General features: G+C 61.6%; 16 protein-coding genes and 2 pseudogenes. 5 read left to right on the plus strand and 13 right to left on the minus strand.

Annotated elements, in window-relative coordinates:
• Nucleotides 1–10: 10 nt before the first annotated feature.
• The 4 genes and pseudogenes from parC to rraA form a co-directional block, all read right to left on the minus strand.
• On the minus strand, nucleotides 11–2,320 hold the full coding sequence (gene parC, locus AC3VI7_RS02540; protein ID WP_489671383.1) for a DNA topoisomerase IV subunit A: 2,310 nt from the start codon (nucleotides 2,318–2,320) through the stop codon (nucleotides 11–13).
• 13 nt (nucleotides 2,321–2,333) lie between these two features.
• Nucleotides 2,334–2,408, minus strand: a pseudogene (locus tag AC3VI7_RS02545) (SEC-C metal-binding domain-containing protein); the annotation flags it as partial.
• A 387-nt stretch (nucleotides 2,409–2,795) separates the two neighbouring features.
• A pseudogene (locus AC3VI7_RS02550) lies at nucleotides 2,796–3,344 on the minus strand (DUF1186 domain-containing protein); the annotation flags it as partial.
• Between the two features lie 9 nt (nucleotides 3,345–3,353).
• Nucleotides 3,354–3,851 carry a ribonuclease E activity regulator RraA gene (rraA, locus tag AC3VI7_RS02555; protein WP_489669856.1) on the minus strand — a complete coding sequence of 166 codons (498 nt, stop codon included), beginning with the start codon at nucleotides 3,849–3,851 and terminating at the stop codon, nucleotides 3,354–3,356.
• A gap of 98 nt (nucleotides 3,852–3,949) precedes the next feature.
• Between rraA and acnA the strand changes: the two genes are divergently transcribed.
• Nucleotides 3,950–6,667, plus strand: coding sequence for an aconitate hydratase AcnA (acnA, locus tag AC3VI7_RS02560; RefSeq protein ID WP_489669857.1), 2,718 nt, complete (start codon nucleotides 3,950–3,952; stop codon nucleotides 6,665–6,667).
• Nucleotides 6,664–8,028, plus strand: coding sequence for a class II fumarate hydratase (fumC, locus tag AC3VI7_RS02565; protein ID WP_489671347.1), 1,365 nt, complete (start codon nucleotides 6,664–6,666; stop codon nucleotides 8,026–8,028). Before acnA ends, fumC begins: the two co-directional genes overlap by 4 nt.
• Here fumC and AC3VI7_RS02570 read toward each other — a convergent pair.
• Both AC3VI7_RS02570 and AC3VI7_RS02575 read right to left on the minus strand, forming a co-directional pair.
• Nucleotides 7,980–8,873 (minus strand): slipin family protein, encoded by an 894-nt coding sequence (locus AC3VI7_RS02570; RefSeq protein ID WP_489669842.1) that lies wholly within the window; start codon nucleotides 8,871–8,873, stop codon nucleotides 7,980–7,982. The two genes, fumC and AC3VI7_RS02570, sit on opposite strands and share 49 nt — an antisense overlap.
• Nucleotides 8,870–9,337, minus strand: coding sequence for a hypothetical protein (locus AC3VI7_RS02575; RefSeq protein ID WP_489669841.1), 468 nt, complete (start codon nucleotides 9,335–9,337; stop codon nucleotides 8,870–8,872). Before AC3VI7_RS02575 ends, AC3VI7_RS02570 begins: the two co-directional genes overlap by 4 nt.
• A gap of 193 nt (nucleotides 9,338–9,530) precedes the next feature.
• Between AC3VI7_RS02575 and AC3VI7_RS02580 the strand changes: the two genes are divergently transcribed.
• Together AC3VI7_RS02580 and AC3VI7_RS02585 are read left to right on the plus strand one after the other, a co-directional pair.
• A complete protein-coding gene (locus AC3VI7_RS02580) occupies nucleotides 9,531–10,259 on the plus strand; it encodes a Crp/Fnr family transcriptional regulator (RefSeq protein WP_489669840.1) in 729 nt (242 codons plus the stop codon).
• Nucleotides 10,260–10,422: 163 nt separating this feature from the next.
• Entirely contained in the window at nucleotides 10,423–11,631 is a 1,209-nt protein-coding gene (locus AC3VI7_RS02585) for an ice-binding family protein (RefSeq protein ID WP_489669839.1), read from the plus strand.
• Between the two features lie 60 nt (nucleotides 11,632–11,691).
• On the opposite strand, the gene lgt is transcribed toward AC3VI7_RS02585, so the two are convergent.
• Nucleotides 11,692–12,543: a prolipoprotein diacylglyceryl transferase gene (gene lgt / locus AC3VI7_RS02590; protein ID WP_489669838.1), complete on the minus strand. Its 852-nt coding sequence runs from the start codon at nucleotides 12,541–12,543 to the stop codon at nucleotides 11,692–11,694.
• 62 nt (nucleotides 12,544–12,605) lie between these two features.
• Here lgt and AC3VI7_RS02595 point away from each other — a divergent pair, with 62 nt between their 5' ends.
• On the plus strand, nucleotides 12,606–13,208 hold the full coding sequence (locus AC3VI7_RS02595) for a cyclic nucleotide-binding domain-containing protein (RefSeq protein ID WP_489671350.1): 603 nt from the start codon (nucleotides 12,606–12,608) through the stop codon (nucleotides 13,206–13,208).
• Between the two features lies 1 nt (nucleotide 13,209).
• Here AC3VI7_RS02595 and AC3VI7_RS02600 read toward each other — a convergent pair whose 3' ends face one another.
• The 6 genes from AC3VI7_RS02600 to AC3VI7_RS02625 all read right to left on the minus strand — a co-directional run bounded on the left by AC3VI7_RS02600 (nucleotide 13,210) and on the right by AC3VI7_RS02625 (nucleotide 23,758).
• A complete protein-coding gene (locus AC3VI7_RS02600; protein ID WP_489669836.1) occupies nucleotides 13,210–14,238 on the minus strand; it encodes an RNA methyltransferase in 1,029 nt (342 codons plus the stop codon).
• Nucleotides 14,239–14,250: 12 nt separating this feature from the next.
• Nucleotides 14,251–16,521 (minus strand): YgiQ family radical SAM protein, encoded by a 2,271-nt coding sequence (locus AC3VI7_RS02605; RefSeq protein ID WP_489671349.1) that lies wholly within the window; start codon nucleotides 16,519–16,521, stop codon nucleotides 14,251–14,253.
• Between the two features lie 172 nt (nucleotides 16,522–16,693).
• Nucleotides 16,694–17,341: a fibronectin type III domain-containing protein gene (locus tag AC3VI7_RS02610; protein WP_489669834.1), complete on the minus strand. Its 648-nt coding sequence runs from the start codon at nucleotides 17,339–17,341 to the stop codon at nucleotides 16,694–16,696.
• Nucleotides 17,342–17,561: 220 nt separating this feature from the next.
• The gene (locus tag AC3VI7_RS02615) at nucleotides 17,562–20,672 is read right to left on the minus strand and encodes a type I restriction endonuclease subunit R (RefSeq protein ID WP_489671285.1); all 3,111 of its coding nucleotides are present in this window, start codon (nucleotides 20,670–20,672) and stop codon (nucleotides 17,562–17,564) included.
• Between the two features lie 16 nt (nucleotides 20,673–20,688).
• Nucleotides 20,689–21,927: a restriction endonuclease subunit S gene (locus AC3VI7_RS02620; protein ID WP_489669708.1), complete on the minus strand. Its 1,239-nt coding sequence runs from the start codon at nucleotides 21,925–21,927 to the stop codon at nucleotides 20,689–20,691.
• 1 nt (nucleotide 21,928) lies between these two features.
• Entirely contained in the window at nucleotides 21,929–23,758 is a 1,830-nt protein-coding gene (locus AC3VI7_RS02625) for an N-6 DNA methylase (protein WP_489671382.1), read from the minus strand.
• Nucleotides 23,759–23,939: the final 181 nt, after the last annotated feature.

Consider the following 23,939-nt stretch of genomic DNA (forward strand, 5'->3'; position numbering starts at 1 on the left):
GGATGGGGGGTCAGATTTCGGCCATCGCCTCCACCTTCACAAACCCGGCCACCACCACGCCAGGGCGGGCGCGTTTGGCGGTGTGGGTGGCGAGGCGGGCGCCTTTGAGCTCGTCGTCGCGCGCTTTGGCACCTCGGCCTTGGCCGGTGAGGCGCAGGCTCAGGTGGAAGGGTTGGACGGCGATCAGCGGGTCAGTGAGCGGGTCGGTGGCCCCGATCAGGGTCAGGCCTCGGCCGCCGCCGGGTTGGTGCTTCAGCTCCGTCAGCGGATAGACCAACAAGCGACCGCTGCGGCTCAGGCACGCCGCTTGGGTGTGGCTGGCGCTGAGGCGCATGGGGCGCAGCGGCTGCTCGCCGGGCTCAAGACTCAGGAAGCTCTTGCCGCCCTTTTGACGGCTCACCATGTCGGCCACGCTGGCGATCAGGCCGGTGCCACCGCTCTGGGCCAACCAAAAGCGCGTCTCGGGCGCGGCGGCCACGTAGTGCAGCGGCTGGGTGCCGGGCTCAAGGTCGATCAAGCTGGTGATCGGCTGGCCGTCGCCGCGCGCGCCCGGCAAACTGCTGACGGCCACGGTGTAGACCCGGCCGTGGCTGCCCAGCACCAAAAGCGGATCGACGCTGCGGCACTCGAAGGTGGCGTACAAGCCATCGCCCGCCTTGAACGCAAAGGCGCTGGCCTCGTGCCCATGGCCTTGGCGGCTGCGCACCCAGCCCTTTTGGCTGATCACCACCGTCACCGGCTCGTCGAGCACTTTCAGTTCAGTCACGGTCTTTTTCTCGGCCTGAATCAAGGTGCGGCGCTCGTCACCGTACTGCTTGGCGTCGGCCTCGATCTCCCGAATCATGTGACGCTGCAAAACCTCAGGGTGCGCCAGCAGGTTTTCCAACTGCTGCTGCTCGCTGCGCAGCTGGGCCAGCTCCTGCTCGATCTTCAAATGCTCCAAGCGGGCGAGTTGACGCAGACGGATTTCAAGGATGTCGTCGGCTTGGCGCTCGCTCAGGGCGAACTGCGCCATCAAAGCGGCTTTGGGCTCGTCGCTGTCGCGGATCACGCGGATCACAGCGTCCAGATTCAGCCAAACGATCTGCCGACCTTCAAGCACATGGATGCGCTCCAGCAGCCGATCCAAACGGTGCTGGCTGCGCCGCCGCAGCGTGACTTGGCGGAAGTCGAGCCACTCTTGCACGATGGTGCGCAAGCCCTTTTGCACCGGCCGACCGTCCAGACCGATCATGGTCATGTTGATCGGCACCGAGGTTTCCAAGCTGGTGTGGGCCAACAGCAACGCGATCAGCTCTTGGACGTCGGTGGTGCGGCTGCGTGGCTCCAGCACCAAGCGCACCGCTGCCGTTTTGCCCGACTCATCGCGCACGGCGTCGAGCACGTTCAGCACCAAGGCCTTGAGCTGCACCTGATCGGGCGTGAGCGCTTTCTTGCCCAGCTTGATCTTGGGGTTGGTCAGGGCCTCGATTTCTTCCAGAATTTTTTGCGAGCTGGTGCCCGGCGGCAACTCCGTCACCACCCATTGCCACTGCCCGCGCGCCAGCTCTTCGATGATCCAGCGCGCCCGCACCTTGATCGAGCCGCGCCCGCTGCGGTATGCCGCTTGCACTTCTTCGCTGCTGGCGATGATCTGCGCGCCGCCAGGAAAATCCGGGGCCGGTACGAGCGCATACATCGCTTCATCCGACAAGCTCGCATCACGCAGCAACGCCACCGCCAAGGCGGCCACTTCGCGCAGGTTGTGGCTCGGGATCTCAGTCGCCAAACCGACCGCCACGCCGCTGGCACCGTTGAGCAGCACAAAAGGCAGCCGCGCTGGCAGCTGGCGCGGCTCTTCGGTCGAGCCGTCGTAGTTGGGCATGAAATCGACCGTTCCGGCGTCGATCTCGTCCATCAACAAGCGCGCCATCGGGGACAAGCGCACCTCGGTGTAGCGCATCGCCGCCGCACCGTCGCCGTCGCGGCTGCCAAAGTTGCCTTGGCCGTCAATCAGCGGATAGCGCAGCGAAAAGTCCTGCGCCATGCGCACCATGGCGTCATAGGCCGCTTGGTCGCCGTGCGGATGAAAACGCCCCAGCACATCGCCCACCACCCGCGCACTCTTGACAGGCCTAGCACCGCTAGCCCCAGCCATGCCGCGTGAAGTGGCCAAACCCATGCGATGCATGGCGTAAAGAATGCGCCGCTGCACCGGCTTTTGGCCGTCGCACACATCCGGCAACGCCCGCCCCTTGACCACGCTCAAGGCGTACTCCAGGTAAGCCCGCTCGGCGTAATGCGCCAAGGTCAGGGCGTCGGTGCTTGGGGTGTCTTCCATCACGCTCATGCCCTCAAGCCCCATGGCACTTTTTGTACTTTTTGCCGCTGCCGCAGGGGCATGGGTCGTTGCGGCCGACCTTGGGGATTTCGCGCACAAAGGGTCGCGGCAGCGCGCTCAAGGCTTCGCGGGCATAGGCCGCACCGACGCCTTCGTCCTCAACTTCGGTGGCGTGATACCACCACGCCACTTCGGTTTGCACATCGACGGGGTAGCCCCGACCGTTGTCACGCATTTCGCGCACATGCTCTTCAAAGGGCGTGTTCAGGTTCTTTTCAAGGTAAGCCCAGTCGGCGAATTCCTCGTGCAACACGCCACTGTCGATCCACGCCTTGAGTTGCGGGCCCAGCTCTTGGGCGCTGATGTCCGCCGCCACCGTCGCCACGGCGTCGAGCAAGGTTAGATCACCCAGATCTTCATCCGTGGCGGGGGCTGGGCCTTGACCGGCAGCGCGCAGCGCGGTTTGGCGCTCGGCTTCGCGCGTGCCCAAATCTTGCAAATACGCGATCAGCTCAGCGCGCTCGGCGTCGCCTTCGAGCACGCGCACCGCCCAGCCGTCGAGCGCGGCCATGCGCACCCAAAGCGAGGCCTTATCGTCTTCGATCAGCGTTTTGAACGGCTCCAGATGGCCGTCGCAAACCGCCGCCAAGCAGCGGCCGTAGCTTTGATGCACCACGTCCCCCAGCAGCTCATCCATCACCAAGTGCGCGTCGAGCCGACCGATGGCGATCAGCGGCGCATAGGCACGGGTGTCGCGGCCCACGGCCAGCCAGTGCATGGCCAGCATGTGCAAGGCGTAGTCCGGCATGCACGCTGGCTCAGGGTCGGCCGCCACATCGACCAGCACTTGCACCATGGGCTCGGCCAGGGTGGCGCGCTGGGCGTCGAGCTGCGCCATGGCCGCTTCGGGATAAAGCTCGGTGATCGTCTCGATCTGCGCCCGCAAGGCTGGCCAGTCGGCCAAAGGGGTCGCAGCAACAGCGGGATTCAGAAGGGACGTATTCAAGGCAGCACTCTTTCTCAAAGGGAGCGATTAAACCGCAGCCATGACGACGATGCCATCGTCGTCGGCCACCAAGTGGTCGCCGGGACGCACCCAGACGCCTTGAATTTGCACCGCCACATCGACCTGACCGGCTTGGCGGCGCTCGGTCGGCAGCGGCATGGCGGCCAAAGCCACGATGCCGACGTGCGCTTGGGCCAGCTCGGCCACATCCCGCACGCAGCCATCCACCACCACCCCGGCCCAGCCGTTTTTGGCCGCAGCGGCGGCGATGTTGCCGCCGATCAAGGCCCGGCGCAGCGAGGCCGCGCCATCGACCACCAGCACCCGACCCAAGCCGGGGCTTTCGAGCAAGGCTTTGACGGAGGTGTTGTCCTCAAAGCACTTGACCGTCACCACCGGGCCGGCAAAGCGGCGCAAGCCGCCGAAGGAGCGGAACACCGGCGGTAGCACCCGAAAAACCCCGCTGCTGTCGCCCTTGTGGGTATCGCAGAGGTCGCAAGTCGAAAGGTTGGAAGTTGACGTCATGGTGGCCATCGTGTGGTCAAAAAGCAGCAGTCTGCCAGCGCCGGTTGCAGGTCGGCGGGATCCGCAGGGATAGCATGCGGCACAACTAGGAGTTCGTCATGTCTTTGCCCGCCACACCCTTGCGTCCCAAAGATACGCTGCGACCCTTTACGCTGGCCTCGGGAGAGGTGGGACAGATGCACTCGCTGGTGGCGCTGGAAGCGCTGGGCATCGCTGCGGTCGGCCGGTTGCCGGTGTCGTTGCGCATCGTGCTCGAATCGCTGCTGCGCCATGTCGATGGCGAGCGCATCACCGCCGCCCATGTCCAGCAACTGGCCCACTGGCAGCCCACCGGACATCGCACCGAAGAGATCCCCTTTGTGGTGGCGCGCATCTTGTTGCAGGACTTCACGGGCGTGCCGCTGCTGTGCGACTTGGCGGCCATGCGCGACGTGGCGCTGCGCATGGGCCATGACGCCCAGCGCATCGAACCCTGTGTGCCGGTGGACTTGGTGGTGGACCATTCGGTGCAGGTCGATCACTTCCGGGAGCGAGACGCGCTTGATCTGAACATGCGGCTGGAGTTCCAGCGCAACGCCGAGCGCTACCGTTTTATCAAATGGGGCATGCAGGCCTTCGAGACCTTCCGCGTCGTGCCACCGGGCGTGGGCATCGTCCATCAGGTCAATTTGGAATCTCTGGCGCGTGGCGTGAACCGACACGGCGCGCTCTACTTCCCCGACACTTTGGTGGGCACCGACTCGCACACCACCATGATCAACGCCTTGGGCGTCGTCGGCTGGGGCGTGGGCGGCATCGAGGCCGAAGCCGGCATGCTGGGCCAGCCGGTGTCCTTTCTCACCCCCGACGTGGTGGGCGTGCATTTGATAGGCCGGCTGGGCCCTGGTGTCACCGCCACCGACTTGGTGTTGCTGATCACGGAGCGGCTGCGCAAGGCACGGGTGGTGGGAAAGTTTGTTGAATTCTTTGGCGACGGCGCAGCAGCCCTCAGCCTGCCCGACCGCGCGACCATCGCCAACATGGCCCCGGAATACGGTGCCACGCTGGGGTTTTTTCCGCCCGATGAAGAAACCGCCCATTACCTCGCCGCCACCGGCCGCAGCGCCCAAGAGGTGGATGCTTTTCGCAGCTACTTCCAAGCCCAGCAGCTCTTTGGCATGCCGCGCGCGGGCGAGATCGACTACAGCAGCGTGATCGACATCCCCTTGGGCCAAGTCTCGGCCTGCGTCGCTGGCCCCAAACGCCCCCAAGACCGCATCCCGCTGCCCGAGCTCAAACAGCGCTTTGCAGCGCTTTTGGCCTCACCGGCCAGCGATGGCGGCTACGGCAAAATAGCCCTGACAAGAACCGGGGAAAAGCCGTCAAAGACCACGCTCCTGAGCGATGGCGATGTGCTGATCGCGGCGATCACCTCCTGCACCAACACCTCCAACCCCAGTGTGATGCTGGCCGCCGGCCTGCTGGCCCGCAACGCGGTGGCACGCGGCCTGCGGGTGGGGGGACACATCAAGACCTCGCTGGCTCCGGGCTCACGCGTGGTCCCGGACTACCTCGACAAGGCCGGTCTGCTCGCCCCCTTGGCGACGCTGGGTTTTCGGGTCGTGGCCTACGGCTGCACCACCTGCATCGGCAATGCTGGGCCGCTGGAGGCCCACCTCGAAGCGCTGATTCAACGCGAGGATGTGATCTGTAGCGCGGTGCTCTCGGGCAACCGCAACTTCGAAGCGCGCATCCATCCCGCCATCAAGGCCAATTTCCTCATGAGCCCGCCGCTGGTGGTGGCCTTCGCCTTGGCCGGACGGGTGGGGATTGATCTGACCAGTGAGCCGCTTGGACAAGATCCCCACGGCCGCCCGGTGTACTTGCGCGACATCTGGCCCAGCCCGAAAGACCTCAGCACGGCGCTGCGCCAAGCCACCGACCCTGCAACCTACCAGCGGCTCTACCAAGATGAGCAGCCCAACCCCTTGTGGGCGCGCATTGCCGCCCCCAGTGGCGGGGTTTTCAACTGGGAGCCTTCCAGCTACATCGCCCGCCCGCCTTTCTTTGACGACTTCACCCTCACCCCGGCACCCGTGGCGAGCCTCCACGGGGCGCGGGCCTTGGCGATCTTGGGCGACTCGGTCACCACCGACCACATCAGCCCAGCAGGTGCCATTGATGAGCATTCACCCGCAGGGGCTTATCTGCGCAGCTTGGGCATCCCGGCCAAGGATTTCAACAGCTATGGTTCGCGCCGGGGTCACCATGAAGTGATGCTGCGCGGCACCTTTGCCAACCCGCGTTTGCGCAACCTGATGCTGCCGTTGGGGCCAGATAAGCAACCCATCGAGGGCGGTTTGACGCTCTCACAGCCCGAACGGCGGCAGCGTTTCATCTACGACGCAGCCATGGCCTACCAACAAGCCGGCACACCGACGATCCTCTTTGCGGGCGAGGAATACGGCACCGGCTCCAGCCGCGACTGGGCCGCCAAGGGCACGCGCTTGCTGGGAATCCGGGCCGTCGTGGCGCGCAGTTTCGAGCGTATCCACCGCGCCAACTTGGTCGGCATGGGCGTGCTGCCCTTGCAGTTCAAGGGCGAGGACAGCGCCGCAAGTCTGGGGCTGCGCGGCGACGAACGCTTTGATCTGCTCGGGGTCGAAGCGCTCCTTGAGCCCAGACAGTCTTTGACGTTGCGTATCCAGCACGCCGACGGCTACATCAGCAGCGTCAGCGTGCTGCTGCGCATCGACACGAGCGTCGAGATGCGCTACTACCGGCACGGCGGCATCTTGCCTTACGTGCTGCGCCAACTGCTCAACGCTGCGCCATGAACCGCATCGAAACCGACAGCTTTGGCCCCATCGAGGTGCCTGCTGAAGCGCTGTGGGGCGCGCAGACCGAACGCAGCCGGCACTTCTTTGCCATCGGCGAGCAGCGCATGCCCTTGGGCCTGATCCACGCCATGGCCGAGATCAAACGGGCTGCGGCCGAGGTCAACCGCGATCTTGGCCTGCTGGAGGCGCGCAAAGCCGAAGCCATCGCCGCCGCTGCGGCCCAAGTCGCCGCAGGAACGTGGGACAGCGCCTTTCCGCTCTCGGTCTGGCAGACCGGCTCGGGCACCCAAAGCCACATGAATGTCAACGAAGTGATCGCCCGGCTCTGCGCCGAGCAACACGGCGTGGCGGTGCATCCGAACGACGATGTGAACCGGGGCCAGTCGTCGAACGATGTCTTTCCCAGCGCCATGCACATCGCGGCGATCAGCCAGATGCAACCGCTGCTGGCTGCGTTAACAACGCTACGCAGCGCGCTCGAAGCCAAAGCACAAGCGTGGAGCGCCACGCTCAAGATCGGCCGCACCCACTTGCAAGACGCCACCCCGATCACCTTGGGGCAAGAGTTCGGCGGCTATGCGGCGCAACTGGCGCTGGCCGAAGCCACCTTGCACCACGCGCTGCCAGCGGTGCATCAACTGGCCATCGGCGGCACAGCGGTGGGCACGGGCCTAAACACCCACCCCGACTTTGGTACACGGGTGGCGGCCACGCTGGCGGCGCGCTTCAACGCCCCCTTGACGGTGGCCGAGAACCGCTTTGCCGCCTTGGCTGGGCACGAAGCCTTGGTGGCCCTGCACGGCGGGCTCAGGATGTTGGCGGTGGCGCTGACCAAAATCGCCAACGACATCCGGCTCATGGGCAGCGGCCCACGTGCGGGCTTGGGCGAATTGCACTTGCCCGAGAACGAGCCGGGCAGCTCGATCATGCCGGGCAAGATCAATCCGACCCAAATCGAGGCACTGACGATGGTCTGCGCGCAAGTGATGGGCCACGACGTGGCCATTGGCATTGCGGCCAGCCAAGGCCACTTCGAGCTGAATGTCTACAAGCCCTTGATCGCCTACGACGTGCTCGACAGCCTGCGGCTGCTGAGCGATGCGATGCGCAGTTTTGCTGCGCACTGCGTCGAAGGCCTCTTGGTGAACCGCGCCCGCACCCAAGCCTTGCTGGATCAATCGCTCATGCTGGTGACGGCGCTGACGCCGCATATCGGCTACGACCGCGCCGCCCAGATGGCCAAGGTCGCCCATCAAGAGGGCTTGAGCCTGCGCGAAGCCGCCTTGCGCGTGGGGGGGCTAAGCGCTGCTCAGTTCGACGCTTGGGTGGATGCTGGCGCGATGGTGGGCAAGGACTGATGCGTCAGCCCGCTTTGCACCCCAAGTGCAGCGGCCACCACCGTGAGCGGGCTCATGCTATCGACCATGCTGGTGGGCATCAGAATCGTCGCCCCGCGCTCCTTGGTGGTCTCATAGATGATGTTCATCGCGCGCAATTGCAGGGCAGCGGGGTAGCCCGCGTAGATCTTGGCCGCTTCGACAAACTTGCCAGCGATCTCAGCCTCGGCCGCCCCCAAGATGATGCGGGCTTGCTTTTCGCGCTCAGCCTGAGCTTGGCGTGACATCGCGTCGTACAAGGCTTCAGGGATCGCCACATCACGGATCTCGACCGAGCTGACCGTCACGCCCCAAGCCATGGTCTTGCGGCCAATGTCCTCACACAACTGCCGGTCGGTTTCCTTGCGATCCGACAACAGCGCCGCCAGCATCGACGCACCGATCATTTCGCGCAGCGAGGTCTGCGCCACACGGTCGATGGCTTGGTGGTAATCGGTGATCGCCAAAGCCGCTTTTTGGGCGTCATAGACATGCCAGAAGATGATCGCGTCCACATTGACCGGCACCGTGTCACGCGTCAGGGCCTGCTCGGCGTTGAACGCGGTGGTCTGGATGCGCTCGTCAATCACCGCCACCACGCTATCCACAACCGGAATGATCATGAACAGCCCCGGCCCTTGGATGCTGTGCAGTTTGCCGGCGCGCAGCACGACGAACTTCTGCCACGTGTTGGCCATCTTCAAGGACGACGCGACCAGCAGCGCCGCAATACCCAGCAACACCGCTGTGGACGGATACCCCATGGAGGCCATCGCCGCACTCAGTGCGGCCAAGATGGCCGTGATAAATAAGGTGATGGGGTTCATGAGGCCACCCTCACGGCTGTTGATTGAACGATATCGTGAGGGGCCTTCCTCATGACCAAGCTGGCGTAATCCACGGCCTCATTCAAATGGTCGCAGTGCATGACCACGCGATAGCGCCCGGCCGCAAATTCGATCCCCATAGAAGTCATGACTTGCCGGTCGGCGGCGCTCGGGATGTTTTTTTCCGGGCTGTGAGCGGGCGGACTGATCGGGGCGGCGGTGCGCAACGACCATGCATACCTCACTGCGTCATGAAGGCACTCATGGTGTTCGCCGTGGCATTCAAAGCCAGGGCCGATGCGGCGAATCGAGAACTCACTCATCACCCGATCCAACTCCCACTGAACAGCCACTGCTGTGGCCGACCGAACAGCGCCCTGAAAGATCGCCCCCCCTTCAGCGGTAAAAGCATCCTCCGCCATTTGATAGAGGTTTTGGCTGGTGAGTTTGCGGATTTTGGTCATGTCGATGCTCCTCGATTTGGTCTTGTAGGCGGGCCAAGTCTGCGCAGCTCCGACGCTTTTTGTCTGTACGTCAGCGCACCGTCAGGGACCAAGCCGCCCTCCTATACTCGCGGCCGATGAGTCCACCACATCCACCGCAGGCGCTAGGTCTGCGGTGGGTGACTTCTGCAAGGCCTAAGCGTTGGAGCCGCGTATGACCGATTTATCGAACCCGAACGACCCCCGCAACGCGCGCCAGAATCAACTTCTGGCCGCCCTGCCCGAGGCCGAATGGGCGCGCTGGCAAGGCCAACTTGAGGCGGTCGAGATGCCGCTGGGCCAAGTGCTCTACGAATCCGGCAGCACCTTGAGCCACGTCTACTTCCCCACCACCGCCATCGTCTCGCTGCTGTATGTGATGGAAGACGGCGCCTCGGCCGAGATCGCGGTGGTCGGCCACGAGGGCTTGGTGGGCATCTCGCTCTTCATGGGCGGCGCATCCACCCCGAGCCGAGCCGTGGTGCAAAGCGCGGGCCAAGGCTTCAGGCTCAAGTCGAGCCTGATGTTGCAGGAGTTCAACCGGGCCGGCCCCGCGATGCACTTGCTGCTGCGCTACACCCAAGCCCTGATCACCCAGATGGCACAGACCGCCGTCTGCAACCGCCACCACTCGCTGGATCAGCAACTGTGCCGCTGGCTGCTGCTGAGTCTGGATCGACTGCCCTCGAACGAGCTGGCCATGACGCAAGAGTTGATCGCCAACATGCTGGGGGTGCGCCGCGAAGGCGTCACCGAAGCTGCGGGGCATCTGCAAGCCGCTGGGCTGATCCATTACCGACGCGGCTTGATCACCGTGCTCGACCGCCCGGGCCTAGAGCAGCGCACTTGCGAGTGCTACGCCGTGGTCAAAAAGGAATACGACCGCTTGCTGCCAGCGTCTTGAACCGTCGATCGCCATTTTTAGACATTTTTCCCTTGTGTGGGCCAACACACCGAGTTTCTGCCCAAGCAGGCTTATGGTGGGCCTCACGCTCACGGCACCCAATCATCGGTGGCGCTCGCTGGGGTATAGATACCTTTCAATACCCCATGAAAAGGAGAAATGTATGTCCAGATTGACAAGCTCTTCCAGAATAATTCTGTGGTTGATGGCTTTTATTTCATCGCTCGTCATTGGCGGCTGCGGCGGGGGTAATAACGCGGTGGCCACACCCATTGTTCCCGTCGATACCACCATCCCATCGGTACTTTCAACCAGCCCCAACAATCTCGCCACCAATATTCCTGTCTCGATAAGAAACAGCTTGAATGTGGTCGATGTTTATAGTCCAACGGCCACTTTCAATATAGCCATTGATCCAGCCAGCATCCTTTCCCCGCTGCTGACTTTTAGTCTCAAGGAAACCGTCGGCAATATCAATGTGCCGGGTACTGTGAGCTTGGATGCCACCCACAAGATAGCCACGTTCAAGCCCACCGTGGCCAGCCTGACGCCCGGCATGAATTACACCGCCACGGTATCAACTGCCGCCAAGAGCCTGAGTGGTATCGCCATGCTTTCTCCGGTGGTCTGGAGTTTCACCACCGCCAGCGTCGTCGTTCAAGGTCTGCTGCCCGTGAATCTCGGCACCGCCGGTAATTTCGTGATTCTGGCCAAGACCACCATCACGGATGTGCCCGCCTCCATCATCACCGGCAACATCGGTGTGAGTCCGGCTGCGGGGACGACGGTGTTGGTGTCCTGCCCTGAAGTGACTGGCTTCATCTACACGGTGGACGCCAATTACGTCGGCAACGGCAACACCACTTGCGTCAAGGCCGGCCCAGGGGCCAACAAGACGATTGTGGATAACGCCATCCTTGATATGGGCGTGGCCTACCTTGATGCCGCTGGCAGAACCCTGCCCACCGCCACCGAACTGGCAGGCGGGGCCATCGGCGGCCTGACCATCGCCCCGGGCCTCTACAAGTGGAGCACCGCTGTCACCATCAATACCGACGTCACCCTTGATGCTCTGGGCAACCCGAATGCCGTTTGGATCTTCCAGATCACAGGTGACCTCAGCATCGCCTCGGCAGGCAGCCTGCCTGCGGGTGTCAAGGTGGTTCTGGCTGGCGGGGCCAAGGCCTCGAACGTGTTCTGGCAAGTCGGCGGCGGTACCGGCGCAACCCTGGGCACCTACTCGACCTTCAACGGCATCATCCTGAGCAACACGCAAGGCATCCTTCAAACCGGTGCCGTCCTCAACGGCCGCATCTTGGCCAACACCCAAGTGGCGCTCCAGATGAACACCATCACCCAACCGGCACCGTAAACACCTCACGCCGTCCACAAGCCAAGGCCGTCGCAAGACGGCCTTTTTCATGCCTAGGCCTTAACCACCCACTCGGCGGGTCGTCCTCGTGAACCAGAACATCCCCAAACCCAGGGCGATCATCGGCAGGCACAGCCACTGACCCATGCTGAGGCTCAAGGCCAGCAAACCGAGGAAGTCGTCGGGTTCGCGGAAGTATTCAGCGATGAAGCGGAAACTGCCGTAGCCGACCAAGAAGGCGGCGGAGACTCGGCCCCAAACGACGCGGCTTGAACCATTCGCCTGCGTGTGTTGCGCCGGCAAGGTGCGGCGGGCATAGAACCACAGCAGCACAAAGAGCAGCATGCCTTCCAAGGCGAACTGGTAGAGCTGCGAGGGGTGGCGCGGCCACGCTACGCCGGACTGCGGAAAGACCATCGCCCACGGCAGCGCCGGGTCGGCAGCCCGGCCCCAGAGTTCACCGTTGATGAAGTTGCCGATGCGCCCACACGCCAAGCCCGTGGGCACGCACGGGGCGATCAGATCGGTCACCTCTAGAAAGCTGCGCTGGCGCTGGCGGGCAAAAAGTGCCATCGCGACAATCACCCCCAGCAAACCGCCATGAAAGGCCATGCCGCCCTTCCAGATGGCAAAGATATCGAGCGGGTGCGCGAGGTAGTGGTCGAACTTATAAAACAGCACGTAGCCCAGCCGACCGCCCAGCACCACGCCGAGCACGCCGTAGAAGAGCAGGTCTTCGATGTCTCGCGCTGTCCACGCCGAACCTTGGGTGGCGAACGCCGGATGCGACAAACGGCGCAGACCGAGCCAGTAAAACAACCCGAAGGCCGCCATGTAGGTCAGGCCATACCAGTGGATCTGGAAGACCCCCAGATGAAGGGCCACAGGGTCGAATTGGGGATGAATCAGCATGGTCGCGGATGATACCCACGTAAAATTGATCTGTACCCATGTCCACAGCGGAGTTTCATCACATGACCAACGCACAGCTCAACCCTTTGCAGCGCGTTTTGGCCAGTTTGGGTGGCGGTCGAACCGCACCGCAAACCGCAGCGCAGGCCGCACAGGCGGCAGCCTTGGACCCAAGGATCGGCTTGCTGCAACAGATGGCCCTTTTTCAGGGGCTGCGGGCGGACACGGTGCAAAAGCTGCTGAGCGAAGCACGCATCGTCAGCTTGCGTGCGGGTGAGTTGTTCTGCCGCCAAGGCGATGAAGCCGCGCATATGTACGTGCTCGAATCGGGCTTGGCCAGTGTCACCAAGGTCTGGGAAGACCACGGCTTGGAGCGTGATGCCTTGGGGCCAAGCGATCGTTTCGATCTCGGTCTGCTGGAGGCTGGGCATTCCTTCGGGGAGCTGGCCCTGATTGAGCGCGCACCGCGCAGCGCCACGATCTGCGCCAAAACCAGCTGCGTGGCCATCGAGATCGCCGCCACCAGCCTGCGCAGCATCCGCGAATACGACGTCGATCAGTTCATCTTGATCCTGTCGAACATCTCGCTCAGCCTGTGCCGGCGCGTCCGTGAAGCCGATGAAAAAATGATGCGCCAGATCCCGCTCAGAAAACCGGGCCGATAAATCAAGGCCGCTGAAAAACCACCGGCTGAACCGCCTCACGGGCGCGCAATTGCCCGCAACCCGCATCCACATCCTGCCCCGCTGACTGGCGCAGCTTGGTCAGCACCCCGCGCCGATGCAGGCTGCGCGCCAGCTCAGCCGCGCGCTCCCAACTCGGGCGCTTGAAGTCCAGGCCGTCGGCCTCGACCGTGTTGAAGGGGATCAAGTTCAGCATGGCGTACTTGCCACGCAGCAGCGCCACCAAGGCATCAAGTTCAGCCTCGCTGTCGTTGACACCTTCGATCAAGGTCCACTGCACTTGGATGGGGTAGCCGGTGGCGCGGGCGTAGCGCTCGCCTTGTTCGATCAGATCGACCGGGTCCATACGCGGCGCGCGCGGCAGCAGCTGTACGCGCAGCTCCGGCCGGGTGGTGTGCAAGGACAGCGCCAGCGCGGGCTTGACCACGCCTTGGGGCAGTCGCTCAAAAACGCGCGCGTCGCCCACAGTGGAGAACACCAAGTTCTTGTGGCCGATACCGCCCAAGGTGCCAAGCAGCTCGATGGCTTCCAGCACGTTGTCGAGGTTGTGGGCCGGCTCGCCCATGCCCATGAAAACCACTTTTTTGACCGGGCGCAGCGCCCGCGCCAGCACCACTTGGGCCACGATCTCGGCGCTGCCCAGTTGACGCAACAAGCCACTGCGGCCGGTCATGCAAAAGACACAGCCGACCGCACAGCCCACTTGGGTTGAGACGCACAAGCCGTCGCGCGGCAAGAGCACGCTTTCAACCCTTTGCCCGTCACCCAGCTCGATCAGCAGCCGCGCCGAGCCGTCTTCGCCCGGATGCACCGAATGCACCCGCGCCAAAGCCGCCAGCTCAGCGGCCAGCGCGGGCCAAGCGTCGCGCAGCTCCAGCGGCAAAAAGTCTTCCGCCCGCCGCCGACCGCCCTCTTGGGGCTGGGCTTGGGCCCAGCGCCGCAAGACCCGCTCTTCGTGGCAGGTCTTGGCCCCCAAAGCCCGCAGCCGTTGGCGGATGTCTTCGATACGCATGGCCAATAACCTTCAGCGCCGTTTCTTGGCGGTGGCGGTGGCGGTGGCGGTTCCCGTGCCTGCACGCGGCGGCAAGCCGGTGTGTTGGGTCAGAACACGGCCGGGGCTTGGGCGGGGTGCGGGGGTGGAATTTTTGCGCCGCGCACTTTCATACGAGCCGTCGGTGGCCGGCTGCCACGTTGGGATCAGGTGCTGCTTGCCGTTGCCGATCAAGTCGGCGCGGCCCATCGCCTGGAGCGCTTCGCGCAGCAAGGGCCAGTTGTTGGCGTCGTGATAGCGCAAGAACGCTTTGTGCAAGCGGCGACGCTTGTCGCCGCGCACGATGTCCACCGCATCCGCGCCGCTGCGCGTGACCTTGCGCAGGGTGTTGCGCCCCGAGTGGTACATCGCGGTGGCGGTGGCCATCGGGCTGGGGTAGAAGGTCTGGACTTGATCGGCGCGGAAGCCATTTTTCTTCAGCCAGATGGCCAAATTCATCATGTCTTCGTCGCTGGTGCCGGGGTGCGCGGCGATGAAGTACGGCACCAAGAATTGCTTCTTGCCCGCCTCTAGGCTGAACTTGTCAAACAGCTGCTTGAAGCGGTCGTAGGTGCCGATGCCCGGCTTCATCATCTTGGACAGCGGCCCTTCTTCGGTGTGCTCCGGGGCGATCTTCAAGTAGCCGCCAACGTGGTGCGTCACCAGCTCGCGGATGTACTCGGGCGATTTGATCGCCAAGTCGTAGCGCAGGCCCGAGCCGATCAAAATCTTCTTCACGCCCTTCAAGGCCCGGGCGCGGCGGTACATCTTGATCAGTGGGCCGTGGTCGGTGTTGAGGTTTTGGCAGACATCCGGCCAAACGCACGACGGCTTGCGGCAAGCGGCCTCAATCGCCGGCGATTTGCAGCCGATGCGATACATGTTGGCCGTGGGGCCGCCCAAGTCCGAGATTACGCCGGTGAAGCCCTTGACCTTGTCGCGAATGGCCTCAATCTCTTGGATCACCGAGTCTTCGGAGCGGCTTTGGATGATGCGGCCCTCGTGCTCAGTGATCGAGCAGAAGGTGCAGCCGCCAAAGCAGCCCCGCATGATGTTGACGCTGAAGCGGATCATTTCCCACGCCGGGATTTTGGTCACGCCGTCATGGCCGCCCAGCTCATCGGCGTAAGCCGGATGCGGCGCGCGGGCGTAGGGCAGATCGAAGACGTGATCCATCTCAGCGGTGCTGAGCGGGATCGGTGGCGGAGTGATCCAGACATCACGCGCACTGGCACCCTCACCGTGGCGCTGCACCAGTGCGCGGGCGTTGCCGGGGTTGGTTTCTAGGTGCAGCACGCGGCTGGCGTGGGCATAGAGCACCGGATCGCTCTTGACTTGCTCATAGGAGGGCAAACGGATCACCGTTTGGTCACGCGGCGGCAGCTTGATGCGGCCGCTGAGCTGCGGCGCGGGCACAAAGGTGATGGTTTTGTAGAGCGCGTCGCTGGGTGGCGTCGTTGCTGCCCCCTGCCCTTCTTCCTTGGCACAACTGCTGCCTTGGGCCGCCGCTTGTTCAGCGGTGGTTTGGTAGGGGTTGATGTGTTCGTCGATGCGGCCCGGCATATCGACTTGGGTCGAGTCGATCTCAAACCAGCCTTGGGCGGTCGGATCATCGCTGCGCCGCACAAAGGCCGTGCCGCGCACATCGGTGATGTTTTGTACCGGCTCGCGCCGGCTCAGGCGATGCGCAATCTCGACGATGGCGCGCTCGGCGTTGCCGTAGAGCAGCAAATCGCACTTGGCGTCCACCACCATCGAGCGACGCACCTTGTCTTGCCAATAGTCGTAATGCGCAATGCGGCGCAAGCTGGCCTCGATGCCGCCCATGATGATGGGCACATCGCTCCAAGCTTCTTTGCAGCGCTGCGCATAGACCAGCGAGGCCCGATCTGGCCGCTTGCCACCGACATTGCCGGGCGTGTAAGCGTCGTCCGAGCGAATCTTGCGATCAGCGGTGTAGCGGTTGATCATCGAATCCATGTTCCCGGCGGTGACGCCAAAGAACAAATTCGGCTTGCCCAACACCTTGAAGGGCTCGGCGCTTTGCCAATCGGGCTGCGCAATGATCCCGACCCGAAAACCCTGCGACTCCAGCATCCGGCCGATCACCGCCATGCCAAAACTGGGGTGATCGACGTAGGCGTCACCCGTCACGATGATGATGTCGCACGAGTCCCACCCGAGCTTGTCCATCTCGGCGCGGTTCATGGGGAAAAACGGTGCCGTACCCAAGCGCTTGGCCCAATACGGGCGGTAGCTGGTCAAGGCTTTAGGCGGGCTCGCAAGCCCAGCAGAAACAGTAGAGGCCAAGGTCAAAGCGCCAAACGGCGCACCAAAATCAATGCAAGGCCGCCATTGTCCCAGTTCACCCTATCCGCACGCAGCCACCGCCCAGATACACCTACAGATCGACCTACAGATCGACCCACGGATCAATCTACAGCACAACGATGCTGGCCGGCTCGCTCCAGCGTCCGGCGCCCTGCCCGCCCACACCGCGCACCCGCACCCAAGCCCATTGCATGGACGCAAGGTGATCGAGCAGGATGCGCCGCACCGACATCGACACCAGTGCGTAATGCCAGTTGCTCTCGATCAAAGGGTCGCCTTGGGCGGTGTGTACCTCGTAGCTGCCCGCGCCTTCGAGCCGGTCAAGCTTGAGCTCGACCTGCCCGGTAGCCAGACCATGACTCAGTTTGAGCCCGCTAGGAGCATCCAACGGGCCGCTGTGGCCGCCGTGTCGCGCATTGCTGCGCCGCAGCTCGAAGCCGGTGGAGCGCAACGGTATGCCATCGTCGTGGGTGATGAACTCCAGATAACTTGCCAGCCGCTGGAGCAGCGTGGTCAGCTCAGTGCGGATGGCATCGCGCTCAGCGATGCGGATCTGATCGCGCGTAGCGCTGGCATCCAACGCCTGCCGATATCGTTCAAAGGTCGCCGTCAAAACCCCGATGGCCGGTGCTGGAGCCGGCCAAGGCTCAGGGAACTGCGGGTTGTCGGCCATCGCCGAAACGATCCGACCTGCTTGCGCGAGGAACTCCGATTCGCCCGTTTGGGCAAAACGAGTGATCAGTCTGGGATGCATATGAACCTCCGAGAGAGGGTTGAGAAGTGGTTGAAGGTGACTTCATTCTCGGAAGCAACTTGCTCACATGCACTCCTCCCGAGGGGGGACAAAGCGTGAAATAGTGGCGGCTGGATACCCCCTAAAGGGGGATGCCGCCTCGGATGACGAGGCTGGTGAGGGATTCAACCCCTTTTGAGGGACTGAGGAGATAGCCCAGCCAACAAGCCATCAACTCGTCTTACTCTGTGTCCTTGAGCACGTTGTCTGCCTTGATCTTGACCTTGAATAGCGGCAGCAAACCGCCCTTGATGCGCTCGAAGTAGGCTTTGGCCCGGGCCAAGTCTACGGTACCTCGAAGGTCGTCAAAGCGGCCAAACTCGTTGAAGTTTGCCTCAGTCACATGCGCGTCAAGCAGGGCAGAAAGCTTTCCGGCATCAACGCCCAGCGTGGCGACGAGGGCTTCAAAGTTCTTGTTCTTCGCCCGAACCTTGTAGTCCACCAAGTAGTCACGGAAGGTTCGGGTGGGATCGATCTGCACATCGCCGCGCTGAATGTCATGCAGAAAGATTTCGGCGAATTTTTGATCTTCCTGTGAGAGCGAGGTGAACGAGCGATGCAACTCGGCCAGGGTCGCTTCTTTGGCCGGCGCGTCGCCGCTTTGCAGCTCTTTGAGGTATTTCTCGAAGCGCGAATTCATGTAGTCGGCGTCAATCTTGCCGGTATCAATCTCGGTGATGTGGCTGTCGATGTCGAACGGGATGCTCTCGCCGCCACCGCCACCGCCTGCCCCCAGCTCTTTGTAGCGCTGCAACAGCGTCAGATACTGCTGCTGCGTGATCACCAGCTCAATCACCTGCTTGGGTTCGGTGTCGAACTCGTAGACTGACCGCTCCCAGGTGAAGCCCTGAATCTTGGCAGCCTCCAAGATCGCGCTGAATCGGTTGAACTGCTTGGCAAACGCTGCTCGCGCAGCCAAGTCGTCGGGCAACTTCGCAAAGTCGGTGATACCGGCTGCACTGAAGATAGCGCTGATCTCGACAAAGCAGTCGTTCAAACGCTCTAGGTTCCGGGGCAATGGGTCGGCAAAAAGGCCAATCGGCTTGTCGCCGGAATACAGCTTCACCGCAGCGGCCACATTGCGCTTCATCGTGTGCGGCTTGCGGTAGTAGCGGATGGTGCCAAACGGCTTGTCTGGACCAAACAGGCGGTTGGTGCGTGAGAAGGCCTGGATGATGTTCTCGTACTCCAGCAGCTTGTCCACGTAGAGCGTGTTGACCCACTTCGAGTCGAAGCCGGTCAGCATCTGGTTCACCACGATCAGCAGATCCAGACGCTTGTCCGGTTCAGCTTCAATGCGGATGTAGGGGGCCTTGTGGGCTAGGCGTGCAGCCAAGTCTTTCTTGAAGTTCGCATGGGTGCCCAAGTCGAACTTCTGCCCATAGGTGGCGTTGTAGTCCTTGATGATCTCTTCAAGACCGGCCGCCTTGAAGGCTGGATCGGTGCTGCCACCGTCGTCGTCGCTGATGTGCGGATCGAACAGCGCGGTGGTCTTCAGCGTCGGGCACTGCACCTTCATGAGGTGGTAGTAGGTGATCGCCTCCGTGATGCTGCTGGTGGCAAAGATGGCGTGGAACTTCCCGCTCTGGCTCAGTACCTCCCAGTTGTCGGCGATGTCCTTCAGCACCGCGTTGCGGTGTTCGTCGCGTTCGTACTGGGTGTTCGGCAGGTAGTCTTCAATGCCACGTTGGTACTCGCCGGCTGCATCACGGTGCCCCGCCATCGGCACATCCTGCATGTAGCGGTTGAAAACTTTCTTCTTCGCGGCGTCGGCCAGTGCTTCAGCGACGGTCGAAGCCTTGGCCCTATCCAGCGCCACCGCTTGCCGCAGGTCGCGGTCGCGGTAGGTGAGAACCTGGTAGGGGTCAAAGCCCAGCACGTTCTTGTCTCGGATGCCGTCGGCAATGCTGTAGCGGTGCAGCTCGTCCCCAAAAACATCCGTGGTGGTGTTGTCCTTGCGAACGTTTTCCTTGTGGATCGGGGTGCCGCTGAAGCCGAAGAACACGGCACCCGGGACGCTTGCCTTGATGTCTGCCAGCATGTCACCGAAGGTGGTGCGGTGGCACTCGTCCACGATGAACACGATGCGTTTGGCGCGCATGGTCTCCAGGTCGTGCGCCTTCAGTCCGTCAGCGTCATCCGTGAGCCGACTCATCTTCTGGATGGACGAAACGATCAGGGTGTCCGCCGGGTTGGTGCTCTTCAATTTCTTGACGAGCACGCCGGTGTTTTCCGTCGCCTGCACCGAGGTGGCGTCACCAGCAAAGTTTTGGTAGGCAAGTAGCGTTTGCGTGCCCAGCTCGATGCGGTCCAGCAGGAACACCACCTTGTCCGCGTCCTTGGAGTTGGCGATGAGCTGGGCCGACTTGAAGCTCGTCATGGTCTTGCCCGAGCCCGTGGTGTGCCAGATGTAGCCGCCCAGGCGGTTCGGGTTCTTCCAGTCGGTCTTGGCGACTTTGTCGGAGATGGCGTGCGCGGCGTAGTACTGGTAGCTGCGCATCACCTTCAGCACGCCATCGGATTCGTCGGCCACGGTGTAGAAACCGATCAACTGGTGCGCCATGGGGATGGACAGCAAGCTGGCGGTGAAACTCTTCCAGTCGTTGATCGGCTCGTTGTTGAAGTCGGCCCAGTGGAAGGCGTAATCCTTGTTGAATTTGCCGTCTGGCCCTGGGTTGGCAAAGTAGAGTGCCTCGCCGGGTTCCATCGCCACAAAAATCTGAACGAGTGAAAACAGGCCGCTGAAAACACCCTCGCGTGTGTACTTCTGGATTTGGTTGTAGGCCTGACTCACCGGCACACCGCTCTTCTTGAGCTCGATGTGGATCACCGGCATGCCGTTGATGAGCAGCAGCAGGTCGCCGCGCCGATCATGGGCCAGGGCGGAGGCGCGGGCGTAGCGGGGTTGTTGGGCGATCTGGTAGCGGCTTTGCCCGGCGGCAATTTCGTGCCGGTCGTAGACCTTCAGGCTGACTTCTTTGCCGAAGTGCAGCGTGTCGGCCGGGTTGTCGCGCTGGATGGCCACCGTTTTGCCGTTGATGAAGCCATTAAGCTTGAGCGGTGTGCGCAACCCTGTGATTTGCTCCATCACCTGCTGCATTTCGCTGTCAGTCAGCGGCACTTCGTTGAGGCGATCTTTGCTGCGGTTGTTCTCGAAGAGGATCTGCTTCCAGTTCGCCAGCAAGTCCACCTCGGTGGGGTTTTTGATGACTTCCAGCTCACCCCAGCCGCGCTGGCGCAGTTCGTGGATGACGGCCGCTTCAAAGTCGGATTCTTTGGCGAAGGTATTCATGGGGCTGGGCGCAGGCTCAAACAAACATTTTTTCGAGGCAGGCGGATTTGATTTGCTGGAGCTTTTGGAGTTGGGTGGCGTGTTGGGCGATCAGTTCGTCAAGCGTGCGGAAGTAGGTGCCGATTTTTTGTTGTTCCGCTTTATCTGGAAAAGAAACATCGGTGGATTGAACTAATGCACTATTCAAATTGTTTACCACTCCACCGGCAGCCAACGAACGATACTGATGCGTCATGGCTTCTGAAGATAGAAGTTGCAGCAGGTAATCCATATCAAATAAGTTCTTGTTGTTCCTAATCAGGAGCCAGCCATCATGGATACATCCATCAATAGCCATAAGGTATGGTCTCCCGAAACTCATCGAATTGGAAAGTATTAGATCACCCTTGAAAACCTCCCGAGATTTAGATACACCCTCTGGCTTGATTTTCTCATCGGTTTTTGTGATGTATCTTGATCCAATCTTAACGTCGCCGATTTTCACCCAATTGATTCCATCAGCCTCTCGCGTAATAAAGCTTTCTATCGGGCGCGGAGAGCCGCCGCGTTGAATTAACACACAATCCCCCAGTTTCATCTCCGCCCAATCCCCTACGAAACCTTTAAATCGAATTTCCGGCGCAGCAGCCCCCGGCTTCGGGAACATCTTCTGAAGCATCGCCTTCTTCAGTGCGGCCAGCTTGTCATGCTTGCGCTGATGCAGTGCGATGAGCTGATCTATTTCACAGAAATAGGCACCAACTTTTACCCTTTCAGGGTTACCTGGAAACCGAAACATCATTTGCTTGAACGCTCCGGTTGTAATTTGATTAATCGTTGCGCCTAAGTTTTTCCCAATCTCTTTGTTAAAATTTGATGTATCAAGTAATGCATTGATAAAATTAGGGGTTTTTGACTGAATTCCAGTCATGAATGCGCCAATGACTGCGGCATCCATTTTGTTTTTTATCTGCGCGTGCTTACCAATGAGTGAACGCGACCCATTTCTGACCACGACTGCAATGTCACCCACTTCAATATATTTTGAATTTACAACGCTTGGGTCAACATAAACATTATCGGCACTCACAATTTCACCATTTTTGACATTGGATGAGCGCAATACGAGAGTGCCGACTCCTTTCTGAACATTTCGTGGTGAATAAGTTAGCCCGCTAAAGAATTCGACCTGTTGCCCTAATTGGTCTTCCTGCCATTGATCTTCAAACTGCTTAAAACGAATCAGCGGCACGTTGCGGGCGGTTTGATCTGCCATTTCAACCTCCCCCCAGCAAGGTTTTCAACTCAGCCAGCCCCTTGAGATCAAACTCGCTGCCGTCCAATTCCTCCAACATGCCCGCCAAAGCGTGCTCGGCCTGCCGGATGTTGCGGGCGTTGTCGGCGTAGGTAATGCGGTATTTCTCCACCAGCGCTTCGAGCTTGGCCGTCAGCCCATCCACCACCAAACCCGGCAAACGGTGCAACGCCTCCACCAACGGCGCAATCCACTTCGCTTCTAACAGCGCCCGCACCTGCTCGTCACTCAAGCCCTCAATCGTCGCCTTGGTCTTCAGATGCAACGCCGCCGCGTCCTTCTTGATCGCCGCCTTCAACGCTTTCTCATCCGCCAGCGCCTCAGCCGCCCGGATGATCTTGGCTTCATAGGATTCAGGATCGAAAGCGCCCGCCGTTTTCCCCTCCGCCAGCAAGCGCTTCGCCTCCCGCGCCACCGCCGCAGGCACGAACTTGTCCCCGTCGTCGTTGAACGTGTCGTTGCCCTTGTCCTCTTCGCTGAAACTCTCCAGCAACTCGTCCAGCGTCGCCCCCACATCCGCTAGGCGAGCCTCCTTCTCGCGCAGCGCCGCCAGCTCCTTCGTGTGGTGGACTTCCTGCACCAACTCGAAGGGCAGGATGTGGCCCTTCCAGCCCTCCTGCTCCTCCACGTCCTTGCCGCCCTTTTTCTTGGTGACATAGTGAGGATCGACCCCACGCGCCGTGGCTATGCCCTTCTCGGTCTGAAGCATTTCCAGATCGACCGCGATGGCCTGCCAGTGGTCATCAAGGACTTGGTAAGCCTGGTATTTGTCAATCAGCGGCACCGTGCCGACTTGGGCCAGCCGCGCAAACAATTCACCGCAAATCAGCGCCTCTTGCCGGAGCACTTGCAGCGTGAGCATCTGGCCAATCAGCGCCTCTTGCAGCCAAGGCTTAAAACCCGCAAAAGCAGCGGTGACGGCTTGGCTGAACTGCGTCACTTCCGGGTGCTGGCGGATGGCCTGCCCCAAGTCTTCGGTTTTGGGCTGGGCGTAGGGCGTGCCATCCTCGGTGAACAAGGCTGCGCGCAGGCTCGGAAAAGCCTGCCAAAAATTCGACAGAGCGTCCAACTCGCTCAAAGGCGTGCCACCAAACATCGAGGCATACAGATCCCAGCTCTCGGCTGGCTCTGACGAATCCACATAGCGCGGAATGTTCAGGTTGTACGCATTGGCCGGGCTTTGCAGCTCGGTTTTGGACACAAGGCGGCTGAAGCCCGGCACGCTGGTGCGGCCGATCACCGCGTCGGTGATTTTCTTGATGTCGCAGGCGCGCAGCTTGTTGTTCTTGCCCTCTTTGGCAAAGCCCTTGGAGGCATCGACAAACTGCACATCGCTGCTTTCGCGCTTTTGCCGGAGTACCAAGATGACCGTGGGAATGCCCGTGCCGAAAAAGATGTTGGGCGGCAGACCGATGACGGTTTCCAGGTGATCGTTCTCGATCAACGCCTTGCGAATCACACCCTCTTCACCGCCCCGGAACAGCACGCCATGCGGCAAGACGATGGCCATGATGCCGCCCGGCTTCAGGTGATACAGGTCATGCAGCAAAAACGCATAGTCCGCTTTGGACTTGGGTGCCAAACCGAAGCGGGCGTAGCGCGGGTCAGCCTCCTTGTGCTGCGGCTCCCATGTTTGGGAGTACGGCGGGTTGGAAACCACCGTGTCCAAGTACAGAGGGTTGTAGCTGTTGACCGGGTCTTGATCGTCGAAGTACGGCCAATCGTCTTCCAGCGTGTCGGCGTTGCGGGTGACGATGTTGCCGGGCAGGATGCCGCGCATGACGAGGTTCATGCGCGTGAGGTTGTAGGTGTTCTCCTTCAGCTCTTGGGCGAAGTATTTGATTTTGTTTTATCCACCATGTGCTTGGCGATGGATTGGCCGATGTTGAGCAGCAGCGAGCCGGAGCCGCTGGTGGAGTCGTAAATTTGGATGGTTGCGCGGTCCTTCAGGTGGTGCGCGATGATTTCCGACA

This window comes from Leptothrix toolikensis (SeqCode), from assembly GCF_057922285.1.